The 13347-nt window shown below is 62.7% G+C and carries 11 protein-coding genes; 1 reads left to right on the forward strand and 10 read right to left on the reverse strand.

Annotation, left to right across the window (positions count from 1 at the left end):
• Positions 1-154 precede the first annotated feature (154 nt).
• The 8 genes from IM737_RS05275 to acs all read right to left on the reverse strand — a co-directional run bounded on the left by IM737_RS05275 (position 155) and on the right by acs (position 9833).
• Positions 155-562 carry a hypothetical protein gene (locus IM737_RS05275; protein WP_236898875.1) on the reverse strand — a complete coding sequence of 136 codons (408 nt, stop codon included), beginning with the start codon at positions 560-562 and terminating at the stop codon, positions 155-157.
• 3 nt (positions 563-565) lie between these two features.
• Positions 566-1768, reverse strand: a complete 1203-nt coding sequence (locus IM737_RS05280; protein ID WP_236898876.1) for an MFS transporter — start codon at positions 1766-1768, stop codon at positions 566-568.
• A 95-nt stretch (positions 1769-1863) separates the two neighbouring features.
• Entirely contained in the window at positions 1864-3060 is a 1197-nt protein-coding gene (locus tag IM737_RS05285) for an MFS transporter (RefSeq protein ID WP_236898877.1), read from the reverse strand.
• Between the two features lie 89 nt (positions 3061-3149).
• Positions 3150-4178, reverse strand: a complete 1029-nt coding sequence (locus tag IM737_RS05290; protein ID WP_236898878.1) for a glycosyltransferase family 4 protein — start codon at positions 4176-4178, stop codon at positions 3150-3152.
• Positions 4179-4303: 125 nt separating this feature from the next.
• A complete protein-coding gene (locus tag IM737_RS05295; protein ID WP_236898879.1) occupies positions 4304-5101 on the reverse strand; it encodes a UDP-2,3-diacylglucosamine diphosphatase in 798 nt (265 codons plus the stop codon).
• Between the two features lie 88 nt (positions 5102-5189).
• Positions 5190-6284: a glycoside hydrolase family 3 N-terminal domain-containing protein gene (locus IM737_RS05300; RefSeq protein WP_236898880.1), complete on the reverse strand. Its 1095-nt coding sequence runs from the start codon at positions 6282-6284 to the stop codon at positions 5190-5192.
• Positions 6285-6513: 229 nt separating this feature from the next.
• Entirely contained in the window at positions 6514-7749 is a 1236-nt protein-coding gene (locus tag IM737_RS05305; RefSeq protein ID WP_236898881.1) for a glycosyl hydrolase family 8, read from the reverse strand.
• A gap of 137 nt (positions 7750-7886) precedes the next feature.
• Entirely contained in the window at positions 7887-9833 is a 1947-nt protein-coding gene (gene acs, locus IM737_RS05310) for an acetate--CoA ligase (protein WP_236898882.1), read from the reverse strand.
• A 194-nt stretch (positions 9834-10027) separates the two neighbouring features.
• On the opposite strand from acs, the gene IM737_RS05315 reads away from it, so the two are divergent.
• Entirely contained in the window at positions 10028-10642 is a 615-nt protein-coding gene (locus tag IM737_RS05315) for a GNAT family N-acetyltransferase (RefSeq protein WP_236898883.1), read from the forward strand.
• A 157-nt stretch (positions 10643-10799) separates the two neighbouring features.
• Here IM737_RS05315 and IM737_RS05320 read toward each other — a convergent pair whose 3' ends face one another.
• The gene (locus IM737_RS05320; protein ID WP_236898884.1) at positions 10800-12125 is read right to left on the reverse strand and encodes a lipopolysaccharide biosynthesis protein; all 1326 of its coding nucleotides are present in this window, start codon (positions 12123-12125) and stop codon (positions 10800-10802) included.
• On the reverse strand, positions 12122-13303 hold the full coding sequence (locus tag IM737_RS05325; RefSeq protein WP_236898885.1) for a lipid II:glycine glycyltransferase FemX: 1182 nt from the start codon (positions 13301-13303) through the stop codon (positions 12122-12124). The genes IM737_RS05320 and IM737_RS05325 overlap by 4 nt, the downstream gene beginning before the upstream one ends.
• Positions 13304-13347: the final 44 nt, after the last annotated feature.

The following is a 13347-nucleotide window of genomic DNA, read 5'->3' on the forward strand; positions in this document are numbered from 1 at the left end:
GCCGTTTCTGTTTGGGAGACCTCGTGACACGCGTCGTAGTTCGAGGCTCGCGAAGGGCTCGCACCTCACCATGAGGCTACTGGAATACTGCGCTAAGAGTAGCCTTCATGGTGAGGTGCGCTTCTTCAGCGCCTCGAACCACGAGGGCGTGGCACTAGCCCCGCAGTGCCCGTTTGCCACCGACCAGCACGCGATACTCCGGCCGCTCCACGAACTGCGTTAGCGTCCACACCACCGGATGCCCAACCGATTTGCTGAGATGCAGCGCCCTGCTTTCGCCGGCATAGACCGCCACATGCGCGCCAAACGACTCGCCGTCGCGGCTGAACAGCAGCAAGTCCAGTGGCTCGAATTCACTGACGCGATGCGTCAGTTCGGCATCGCCCCATAACTCGCTGGAGTACCAGGGCGGCAGCGCTATCCCGAACTGCGCCAGCACGGTATAGGCATAGCGCTGGCAGTTGGAGCCGTGGCTGAGATCGTGGTCACCATCGGGCACACGCGCGCCGTCATAGCACACGGTGCGGAACTGCGGCGGCAGGCGATCGAGCAGGTCGAGCATGCTTCACCCCGTGGGAATGGCGTCTTCCTTGGGCTGCATCATCCTCAGCGACAGCCAGATGCACAAGGCGCCGATCGCCGCCGCCAGCGAGGCGAAGAGATAGGCATGGGCGCCATAGACGCCGATCAGCCAGCCGAAGCCAATCAGCGCAATCACCGACATCACCTGTTGCAGCACCGTGAACAGGCTCTGCGTCTCGGCCGCGATGTTCTCGCTCGTCCAGTTGGCGATGAAATGCACGCAGCCCAGATAGCCCAGCGCGAAGGTGACGCCATGCGTCAGTTGCAGCAGTACCAGCACCCACACTGCCGGCGAGAAGGCCATGGCGGCCCAGCGCAGCACCGAGACCATGGCAGAGATCAGGATCATCTGGCGGGCCGATACCCTGCCGCCGAAGCGCTTCCAGATAAACATCATGCCCGCCTCGGCCGCGGCAGCCAGCGCGATCAACGGACCGATCACATCCTCAGAAATGCCCTGCTCCTTCCACAGCAGCGAGGCGAAGGCATTGAGGATGATATGGGTGCCGAAGATGATGGCAAAGCCGATGAGCGGCAGGGCAAACCACGGTTTGGTAACGACTTCCAGCAGCTTGCGCGGCGCCGGCCGGATAGCAGCCACTGTGGCTTGCGTCGCCGGCGCGCGAAAGGCCGGCAGTTGCAGTGCCACAGCCGCCCGCAGCAGCGCCAGGCCGACAAACAGCGGCACAAAGACGTCGGAGCCGAACCAGACGACGAGAAAACCGGTGAAGCCGTTGAACAGCATGAAACCCACCGTGCCCCAGGCACGGATGGTCCCGAAATCGGTGCCGTTCCGGCGCGTCAGGCGCATGGTGGCCGCATCGAGAACCGGCCCCACAGCTCCAGTGGGCAAGCTGGCCAAGGTCCAGAACAACAGGATGCCCCAGAACTCGTTGACGAAGAACAGGCCGATCGGGACGATGCCGCCGATCAGCGCGCCAATGACGATGACCTGCCGCCAGTCGCTGGCTTTGTCGGCGATGCGGCCGATGATCAGGTTGAGCGCCAGGATCGCAAAGACCGGCACGGCGTTGATCAGGCCAATCTGCTCGGTCGGGATCCCCTTCTCGCTCAGCCAGATCGGCAGGAACATCACCGCGGCGCCCGGCCCCATGAAATAGGTGAAGTAGAACGCCGTCGTCCGCAATTCGGGCGTCAGGCGCTGGGCAGCCTCGGGCGGAGACATGGTGCAATGAACTCGGGGTTTGGCCCGCTCAAGGCTGGCCGGAAAATCATGGGATGATTAGTATGCGACCAGCCATATCGATTTCATTGGGCCAGTCAACGGGCTTCCTTGGGCGGACGAATGCGCAGCGAGACGAGCACGCAGACTATGGCGGCCAGCGCCGTCACCGTCGAATAGAAGAAGGCGTAGCTGCCAAAATGCTCCACCAGCACACCGAACACGATCAGCGCCGCCATGGCTGCGCCCATGTTGAGCATATTGGCAAAGCCCTGAGCCTCGGCGGCATTGGCTTCGTTGGTCCAATTGGCAATGAAATGGACTACGCCGAAATAGCCGATGCCAAAGCTGAAGGCATGCAGCATCTGGGTGAAGAACAGCACCTCGACCGGCGGATTGAACGCCATGATGGTGAAGCGCAGCAGCCCGGCCATGGCGCAGACCAGGATCATGTTGCGCGCCGTAACGCGACCGCCGAAGCGGCGCCACGCGAACATCAGGATCGCCTCGCCCGTCGCCGCTATCCCCAACAACGGCCCCAGGAAATAACTGGGCACGCCATTCTCATGCCAGAGCAGCGCGGCGAACCCGCCGATCAGCGCATTGCTGGAATTGACCAGCGCGAAGGCGACAAGCGGCAGGACGAACCAGAGCTGCAGGGAATCGCGCAGGCGGCTTGTCGGCGCCGGCCCTTCCGCCGTGGCATTGGCCAGCGTCGGCTTGATCGATGGTGCCCGGAAGCGCGGCAGGACATAGGCCAGCGCCGCACGGATCACCGCCGTCACCACATAGAGCGTGACGAAAGCCGCCGAGCCGAACACGTTGAGCAGCAGACCCAGGCCAGCGGCGGCAAAGATATAGCCGACGGTCGCCCAGGCGCGCACCGCGCCGAAGTCGGTGCCGTTGCGCCGCGTCATGCGGACCGTCGCCGCATCGATGACCGGGGCGACCAGCCCGTTGGTGGTGGCACAGAGCGCCCAGATCAGCAGGATGCCCCAGAATTCGGAGACAAAATACAACGGTAGCGGCGCGAGGGCCGACAGCAGCGAAATGACGATCAGCGCCGAGCGCCAGTCATCGGCCCGGTCGGCAATACGGCCCACCACGATGTTGAGAAGGAGCAGGCAGAGGGTCGGCAGGGCATTGATCATGCCGATCTGGTCAGCCGGCAGGCCATGCTCGCTGAGCCAAATGCCCAGGAACACCGACGCCACACCGCCGGGCACATAGACCATGAATTGATAAATGGAAGCGCGCAGCTCGGGCGTATCCCAGCGCGACAATACCGATGGCATGAAAAGGTCTTCTCCGGGCAAATCAGCGCCCGACGACCTACCTGCCTCCGCTTGCACGACAACGCAAGGCCGGAATTGCAACGTTACTGTTAAGCGGTTGCAGCGAGGCGGCGGTGCAACGGCTCGAGCTGCGAACGGAGCTGTTCGGCACTCGCGGCCCAGGTGAATTTCTCGCCATGCGCACGGGCATCGTCGCGGCTGAGGGTCAGCGCGCGGGCGACGGCAACGTTGAGATCGTCATGCAGCGCGCCGGCTTTGCGATCGCTGAGCACATCGCGTGGACCCGTAACCGGATAGGCGGCGACAGGCGTGCCGGACGACAGGGCCTCGGTGATGACATTGCCGAATGTATCGGTGCGACTGGGGAAGACCAGCACATCGGCGCTGCGATAGAGCTCGCCCAGTTCCTCGCCATGGCGGTAGCCGAGGAACACTGCCTCCGGGTGCTCGCGCATCAACCGGGCACAATCGGGGCCGTCGCCGACCACGATCTTGGTGCCCGCAACCTTGAGGTTCAGGAAGGCCTCGATATTCTTCTCGGCGGCGACACGGCCGACATGCAGCAGGTGCGGCCCGGGCAGGTCGTGAAACCGCGTCTTGGGACCGGGGCGGAAACGGCCACCATCGACGCCGCGGCTCCACAGGCCCAGCCGCTGGAAACCACGCGCTACCAGCTCGTCGCGCAACGATGGCGTCGGCACCAGCGTGCGGGCCGCCGCCGAGTGGAACCAGCGCAGATAGCCGTAGCTCCAATCCTGCGGCACCGGCACGCGCATGGCGACATATTCGGGGAAACGCGTGTGAAAGCTGGTGGTGAAACCCAGCCGGCGATCAATGCAATATTGCCGGGCCAATAGGCCGAGCGGGCCTTCGGTGGCGATATGGATGTGATCGGGGGCTACGGCACTGATCTGACGCGACACGGCGCCCAGGCTGGCCAGCGAGATGCGGATTTCCGGATAGCTGGGCACCGGCAGCGTCCAGAACCGCTCGGGGGTCAGATACTGCACATCCATGCCGGTATCGGCTAGCGCCTTACCGACACTCTCGAGCGTACGGACGACGCCATTGATCTGCGGACGCCAGGCATCAGTAACAATGAGCAGACGGGAGGACATGACGGCACCGCCACAAGTTCGTTTGCCCGACGAAAATGGCGAGAGTCCAAGTCGGGGTTGTGAAGGGTGGGTGACGGTTGTTTGACGACCTTCACCTGTCCCTATGCGGGAGCGGTGAGAATGCCCTACCCCGCCGCGCGTCGCAGGCGGAACTTCTTCGGCTCGCCCGCGATCATCTCCGTCCACTTGATCAGCTCGAACGCCCCTTCAGGCGTCTCAACGATCGCGGTGCAGCTTTCCACCCAATCACCGGTATTGATGTAGTGGATGCCCAGCCGGTCATGCATGTCCGCGAAGTGGATATGGCCGCAGATGACGCCATCCACGCCCGATTCCTTGGCCTCATGCACCAGCGCTTCCTCGAATCGCCCGATGACCGAAACGGCGTTCTTGACCTTCTGCTTGGCCCAGGCGCTGAGCGACCAGTATTGCAGACCCAGCCGTCGGCGCACCCAGTTGATGGCGATATTGACGCGGAGAGCGGCATTGTAGGCCCAGTCGCCGACATGGGCGAGCCACTTGGCGTTCATCACCACCACGTCGAACTGGTCGCCGTGAATGACGAGATAGGTCTTGCCAGTCGCCGTCGTATGGACAGTGCGGTCGACGAATTCGACCTCGCCGAAATACGTGCCCAGATACTCGCGCAGGAATTCGTCGTGATTGCCCGGCAGGTAGATGACCTTGGTGCCGGCATTGGCTTTGTCGAGCAGCAGTTGGACCAGCAGATTGTATTCGCTGGGCCAATGCCACGCCTTGGCGAGGCGCCAGCCATCTATGATATCGCCGACGAGGTAGATGGTCTCGGCATCATGGGCGCGGAGGAACTCGATGAGCTGACCGACCCGGATCGGCTTCATGCCCAGATGCACGTCCGATATGAACATCGCCCGGACCTGTCGGACTTCGCGGTCATCCGCCATCAAGCAACGACTCCTGCCTACTGGGAGCGCACTTTATATGGCGATGGGGACGGAGGGAACCGCTGGCGGTGGCGAAGGTGGGGAAAGCCTACCGTATCCCACCCTTCAACGCGACGATCCGCTGATAGCTCGCCTCGATCCGCGCGGCAAAGGCCGGATCTGCAGCGGCCTGCGCCATCAGAATATCCAGCACTTCCTGCCCCAGGCTCGCGCGATACTTGGCCGTGTTGGAGAACAACAGCACATCCGTTCCGGCGCGCACCGCCTGCGTCACTGTCTGCTCAAGCGTGAAGTGGTCGCGGATGGCACCCATTTCGAGGTCGTCGCTGATCACCACGCCATCAAAACCCAACTCGTCGCGCAGCACGCCGGTGATCCATTGTGGCGACAGCGAAGACGGCGTCTGGGCGTCGGCGTCCGAATAGTCGGCGTGATAGAGGTGCCCCACCATGACCATGTCGACCTCCCCCGCCCCAATCAGTGCGCGATAGGGATCGAGCTCCTCGGGCTTCCAGGTCTGGGTGATGTCGACGAAACCTTCGTGGCTGTCGGCAGTGGATGAGCCGTGGCCGGGAAAATGCTTCAGCGCTGTCAACATGCCAGCCTGGTGATGGGCATCGATAAACGCCGCATCATAGCTCGCGACCACCGCCGGATCGGCGCTGAACGAGCGCCCGAACTTGGCAATCACCTGGTTGTTCGGATTGAGATTAACGTCGGCGACCGGTCCAAAATTGACAGTAAAGCCCAGCTCGGCCAGTGACGCAGCCATTGTGGAATAGATGGATTTGGCCTGGGCCGGCGTATTGTTGGCGGCGATGCTGGCGGCATTGGGGATTTCGGTGAACCCGACATCCTTCGTCATGCGCTCGACCGCCCCACCCTCCTGATCGACGGTAATGAAGGGCGGCAGATCAGGCGAAGCAGCGCGGAAGGCAGCATTCATCTCGGCCACTGCGCCCAAGCCCTTGACGTTGGTCTTGAGCAGCATCACGCCGCCCAACCGCCCAGCCGCCAGTTCGGCCCGCAGGGCTTCGACCGAGGCATCGTCCGCCTCATCGCCCTGGAAGCCAACGACGATCATCTGCCCAGCCATTTGCTCGAGCGTTGCGGCATGGGCTGCGCCTGCCGGCGCGAGCGAAAGCAGGGCGGCGATGGCAAGGCGGCTGAAAGATGGGGTCACGGGGCGGTCCGGGCTGGAATCACCCGGCGACGATGACTGGCAAATGCAGCCAAAACAATGGCCAGACGTTCAATAGATGCGGCGCCACCCCCGTTTGGGGGATGTGTTTCATGTTACCTGACAGCAAGTTATATCAGGTGACTTGGAGCGTGGGCCGTTTTTCAACCTTCCGGCCCATGAAGCCGTTGCCTTGATCGGGCGGAGATCTTGGGGTCTCCGCCCGAGATTTTCAGGGCGAGGCCCAATGCCCGCTCATGGCAATCATGCTCAATAGCTTCAGCGTGTTGCCGAAATAGTCCTCATCCGCGACCGGCTTGTCGACCACATCCGCCCAGATCGCGTCGAGCCAGGCCTGGTTGGCCGGATCGATCATTGCCGCCACGCCGAACGGCGCGACGAAGGCCATGGAATTCTCGCCGTGGTTGGGCAGCGTCGAACCATCGAGCCCATAAGTGTCAGCGATCTTGGTTGGATCGTCTCCAGTGCTGGCGCGTATCCACGCATTGACCGGATCGATGGCAGCCTTGGCACGGGCCTCGCCAAACGTCAGGTAATCCAGCGCGATCCGCCATGGATAGCGGCCGGCATTCCAGGAATACATCCCGTCGGCCTCGCCTTCGAGAAACACCGCATCGGCGGGGCGCGGTACCGTATCGAGATCGACGATGAAGTCGGGCATGAGCCCAGTTCCGGCCGCGTGACTGGCCCGCACCGCGTCGATGATCGCGTAGGTGCGGTCGAGCACGCTGTACCAGTCGACCTGGCCGGATGCCTCGGCGAAAGCCCGCAAATGCGAAGTCATAAAATCGGACGAGCGGGTGGTGTTGCGGAAATAGGTGTCGTCTGGACGCAAGGCCCAGTCGCCGATGCCCAGATGCATGCCTACCGGCTCGACCTCGTAGGCCATGATGGCATCCATCGTGGCCCGTGCCTCTGCGGCATAGTCCAACTCTCCCGCACTGCCCCAGACCTTGTCGGCGAGCAGCAGCGCGTAGGCAATGTCGAGATCGCCGTCCGTGGCGGTGTTGGTGCCGCCCACATCGTCACCGGCATCGGCACAGCCTTCCACTTGGTTCCAGGCCAGCAGATGGGGCGAGGACAGCGATGGGTGATCGTGAAAATACCGGACCATGGCGTCGAAGTCGGCATGGGCATCGGAATCGACGTCGGCCATCATCACCAGTGCCAGCATGCCATAGCCATGGGCCTCGGAGACGGTGATCGTATGGGCTTCGGTGCCGCCATAAACCGGTTTGTCGTCACCGCCGACATCGACATAGGCCCGGCCCTCGCCGCAGCCATAGGTGAAGTAGGTGGACTTCCACTGCTGGTAAAAGTCGAGCAGTTGCGCGTCACGGGTGGCGGCGGGGACGTTGGGGAAAATGGCGTTGGCAATATAGGGCGCGGCAATGGTGGGGACAGTCAGCAGGGCAAGAGCCGACATTGATGCTAGCGGGGTGCGCAAGACCGTCTCCGTCATGAGGTCGTATTGAGCTATGGAGCGACTGCAGCGAGGCGCGAAATTTCTCCCACACACAATCGCTTCCTGCGAATCAAGTCCGCCGGAAGCGATTGTGGTAGGTGAAAACCGGGGTCTGGGACCTACCGGTTCTGCCGATTCTCGATCAGGTCGTTGACCACAGCTGGATCAGCCAGCGTCGATGTATCGCCCAGTGATCCGAAGTCGTTTTCGGCCACCTTGCGCAGGATGCGGCGCATGATCTTGCCGGAGCGGGTCTTGGGCAGGCCGGGGGCCCACTGAATGAGGTCCGGCGTGGCAATCGGTCCAATTTCCTTGCGCACCCAGTTCTTGAGCTCGATGCGCAGTTCGTCGCTGCTGGTCTCGCCGGCCATCAGGGTGACGTAGCAATAGATGCCCTGCCCCTTGATGTCGTGCGGGTAGCCGACCACCGCTGCTTCACTGACCTTGGGATGAGCCACCAGCGCGCTTTCGACTTCGGCGGTGCCGAGCCGGTGGCCCGAGACGTTGAGCACGTCGTCGACACGGCCAGTGATCCAGTAGTAGCCGTCGTCGTCTCGGCGGGCGCCGTCACCGGTAAAATAATAGCCCTTGTAGGTCTCGAAATAGGTCGAGACGAACCGGCCATGATCGCCCCAGATCGTGCGGGCCTGTGCCGGCCAGCTATCCTTGATGGCAAGGACGCCTTCCGCCTTGGTCTGCTCCTGCAACTTGCCTTCGGGCGACAGCATGACCGGCTGCACACCGAAGAACGGCTTGGTCGCCGAACCCGGCTTGGTCGCAATGGCGCCGGGAAACGGTGCGATCATGTGGCCGCCGGTTTCGGTCTGCCACCAGGCATCGACGATCTCGCAGCGCCCCTTGCCAACCTTGTTGTAGTACCAGAGCCAGGCTTCGGGATTGATCGGTTCACCCACCGTGCCGAGCAGGCGAAGGCTCGGCATGTCGTGTTTTTCGACATATTGCGGACCCGCTCCCATCAGGGCGCGGATGGCGGTCGGCGCCGTGTGGAAAATTTTGACCTTGTGCTTTTCCACCACCTGCCAGAAGCGGCTGGCGTCGGGATAGCTGGGAATGCCCTCGAACATCAGGCTGGTCGCGCCATTGGCCAATGGGCCATAGACGATGTAGCTGTGCCCGGTGACCCAGCCGACGTCGGCCGTGCACCAGAATATCTCGCCGCGCTTGTAGTCAAAGCTCAGCTCGTGGGTGAGCGAAGTATAGAGGATGTAGCCGCCCGTAGTGTGCAGCACGCCCTTGGGCTTGCCGGTGGAGCCGGAGGTGTAGAGAATAAACAGCGGGTCTTCCGCGTTCATCGGCTCGGGATCGTTGAACGGCTCGACGCCTGCGGCAGCCTCATGCCACCACACGTCGCGGCTGCCCTTCATGGCGACATCCGCACCGGTATTGTGCACGACCAGCACCTTGGACACGCCGGGACAATCCTCCAGCGCCTTGTCGACATTCTTCTTGAGCGGCACAGTCTTGCCGCCGCGGCGGCCTTCATCGGCCGTGATGACGAGGGAGGAATCGCAATCATTGATGCGGCCAGCCAGCGCATCGGGCGAGAACCCGCCGAACACCACCGAATGCACCGCGCCGATCCGGGCGCAGGCCAGCATGGCATAGGCCGCCTGCGGAATCATCGGCAGGTAGATGGTGACGCGGTCGCCCTTGCGGACGCCAAGCGATTTCAAAACGTTGGCGCAGCGGCAGACCTTTTCGTGCAGCGTGCGATAGGTGATGTGCTCGGCGGGCGCATTCGGATCATCCGGTTCCCAGATCAGCGCAACGTCGTCGCCATGCTCAGCCAGGTGCCGGTCAATGCAGTTGTACGACACGTTGAGAATGCCGTCCTCGAACCACTTGATCGACACGTCCGGATATTGGAACGTGGTGTTCTTGATCTTGGTCGGGAATTTCACCCAGTCGAGACGCTTGGCCTGCTCGGCCCAGAAGCTATCCGGATCACTGACCGAACGGGCATACATCTCGTCATATTGGGTCTTGGTGACGTGGGTGCGTGCGATCGCAGCCGCACTTGGCTGGAATACGAGCTGCTCGCTCATACTATCCTCCCTTATCTCTCCCGGCTTCCGTTCTAGTGACCCACCCTGCGCCGAGCAAGGGCTTGTCGCTGCGACTAATTGGGTAAGTCTGCGCAACGGCATGGGTACACGCCATTAACTGCCCGGAGCCTCGGCGCTTCGAGCCATTGCTGCCCGATGGTATGGTGCAGCATTATCGGATCGGAGTATCCGCCATGAGCGATGCCGTCCTCGAATCTGCCGCCCCTACCGACCAACCAGCAGAGCGCTCGCCGCTCTACCGGCCGGCGACCTACGCCGATATCGGCCTGGTCTATGGTCGACTGCAGGAAGCCATCGCCACCTCGCCATTCTACAGCGAGGAGTTCAAGGCATACGAAGCGGCGCGGCTGACCAAGGACTACCTCGCTAGCCTGATCGACGCCGATCCGCACCATGTCATGGTCTTCATGCTCAAGGGCGAGGTGTCGGGCTTCATGATATCGGGCCCGGAACTGGGCACGCTCTGGCTCTATTGGAGCTACGTCTTCCCCGAAAAGCGCCGCTCGGCCCTCGGTATCACCGGCATGCGCGCCTTCATCAACCACTGGGACAATGGCCGCTTCCACAAGATTGCCACCTACACCAAGTCAGGCAACGACCCGGCCGCGGCCATCATGTTGCGCATGGGCTACAAGCACGTCGCCACGCTCGAGAAGCACATATTCGGCGAGGACTACCTGCTCTATGAGCGCCCGCTGAACAAAGTGGAGCCCGGCTATGACCGCGGCACCCAGGGCGGGCTCAGGCACAAGCTGGTACGGAAGCTCAAGCTGGCGTTTGTGAAGTAGGAATACGATCTCAAAATCACCACCGTGTCATTCCGGCGAAGGCCGGAATCCATGTCCGGCCCTATCCGCAAGCACAGTGATTGGGAGGCATACGGACATAGATCCCGGCCTTCGCCGGGATGACATCGCAAATGGAGTGGCGCTAGAGTGCGGCCCGCTACTCCGCCGGTACCGGGGCTACGCGCCGATTGCGGAACCACTGCAGCAGCGATACGTCCATCTTGGCGGTGCGCAGGGCGACCCACCACAACCCGACCGACCACACCGTGATGGCGATGATGGCCGCCAGCGCTGCGCCCATCAGGCCCATCGATGGCACCAGCAGCCAGTTGCAGGCGATTAGCGAGCCTATGCCCAGGGCAACAAAGGGCAGGCTTGCATAGGGCCGATCATGGATCGACAGGACCAGCGAGGCCGGCCCCATCACCGAGCGGATGACCAGCGCCAGGCAGAGCACGGCCAGCGGCGCCGCGCCGGCGGAGAAGCTGGGGCCGAACAGCATCAGCGCGAATGGCGCCAGCACAGCCACACCGCCGAACAGGACCACCGAAATCACGCTGGCAACCAAGTTGGCGTCACCAATCTTGCGCTTGAACGCCTCGCGATCGGCCTTGGCCTCGCTCTCGAACATGTCGGGCATGGTGACGGCATAGACGGCGGCGACGCCGAACGAGATGAGCGAGAACAGGCGCGTGCAAACGCCAAAGATCGCCAGCTCTTCCCGGCTCAGCGTATGACTGAGCAGCAGCAGGTCGATATCGAAGAAGAAATCGGTGGCCAGCGAGATCAGCACCCATGGCAGGGCGAAACGCCACCAGCGACGCGGCTCCTCTGCGCGGACTGGCGCCGTGTCGGGGATACGATCGAGCGAGGTGATGACGAAGCAGAAATGCGTCAGCGCCACCCCGACATATCCGAAGGCGATCGTCCACAGCATGTAGGAGAAGCCTTCCACGGGCGTCCCGAAGCCCATGGTGGCGAGGAAGGCGCCCATGACGATCATCGGGCGGAACATGGTATCGGCAAAAAAGCCGGCAAACGGCCGCTTGAGGCCAACCAGGACGGCGCCGTTGACATAAACCAGCGCCGTGCCGAAGGCGAGCAGCGCCACCGGTACGAAATGCTCGGCGACGACGCTCTCCCCCTGCCCCAGCAGATTGAGCACGGTGCGACCGCCCAACAGCAGGAGCAGCAGCGCGCCGAACACATGGCCATAGGCGCGCGTGATGAAGACGCGGAATTGTTGGCGCTCGCCCCTTGCCCGGTATTCGGCGGCAAAGTAGGTGCCCACGGTGTGAAAGCCGAGCGGCATCACCACTGCGATCAGATTCACCGTAGCGATAACGATAAGATACTCGCCCAGCAGCTCGGGCCCCCACATGCGGGCGATCAGCGCCTGCACCAGGAAAATCAGGCCCGCTCCACCGAGACGGGCGCCGAAGATGACGGTCGATTGGGAGGCGAGACGCCGGTAGAGACTCATTCGGAGGCCTCGTCGGTATTGGTCCTCACCTGGTCGCCCTTGGTCTTGGGATTGCGCCAGCCATCGATGACCCGGCGCAGGTGATAGACCACGTCGCGCGCCGCAAAGGCCCCCGCGCCCAGCAGATAGGCCAGCGGCTTGCTCGCATAATTGGCCACCGGCGGCACCGGCCGGATCACGCCCGCCTCGCCGACCATGCCTTTCTTGAACTGGTGCAGGCCCTGGAACCCATCGGTACCACCAAGATCGTACCAGGTGGCGCGGGTGTTATCGCGCAGCCAGCGGATGATCTGCCAGTGCATGAAATAGCCAGCGCGCAAAGGCAGCGCCTGCTCGTTGCTGGCGCCATAGAGGTAGACTGCTCGATCACCGGCCTTGAAGATCAGCGCCCCATAGACCAGTTCGTCGCCCTGCCGGACGAAGAACAGTTCCGGCCGCAGGGGCTCTTCCATCGCCATCAAGGCATGAACCGTCTCGTAGGCCGAATGGTCCGAAAACTGTTTGCGGTCCGTCATCGCCGCATAGAGCGTTTCGAACTCGCCGATGCGCTCCGGCCCGGCACGCTCGAACGTCAGACCGGCCTTGTCCGCCTTATTGAGCTGTCGGCGCCAGTTCTGCGAAAAGCTCTTGCGCTGGCTGGCATCGTCGAGCCGCAAATTGACGATGTAGCGGCTGGGGAACAGCAGCTCGCTGCCACGCTTGAAGCCGCGGGTCTCCAGCCGCTCATATTCCCGGTTGACCGGTCCGGTGGAAGCGCGCGGCAGGATGGACAGCATCTGCCCGCGTCGGTCGGCATATTCCGCGATTAGCGCTTCGACCATGCCGGCATGGATGGCGTCGGCCTCGGGGCAGGTATTGTCCGCCAGCATCGGTGCCCACTTGGACACCGCAATATAGCCAAGGCGCAGCGGCAAAGGCTGCACCATCATCAGCGACCCGCCGACCACCTTGCCGTCGAGCAGGAACAGCATCGGCTCCTGCTTCACCGACGGCCAGCGGGTGATGGCAAAGGCGTAGAGCTGTTCCTGGCAGACTTCGTCAAAACCGGCGATCGTGCGATCCCATTCCTCGCCGCTGACAATGCGCGTCTCAAGCATCGGCGTGGCGGAAACGGCAGCGCGCAGCTTCTGTTGCGGCTCGCTGCCGGTTTGGATCAGGCGATCGGCGATCACGGACATGATGGGTTTCCCGCTCGTATCTTCGAGCGGAAAACTAGACCGGC

Origin of the sequence: Devosia sp. SL43, from assembly GCF_021729885.1 — a bacterium.
GTDB lineage: Bacteria > Pseudomonadota > Alphaproteobacteria > Rhizobiales > Devosiaceae > Devosia.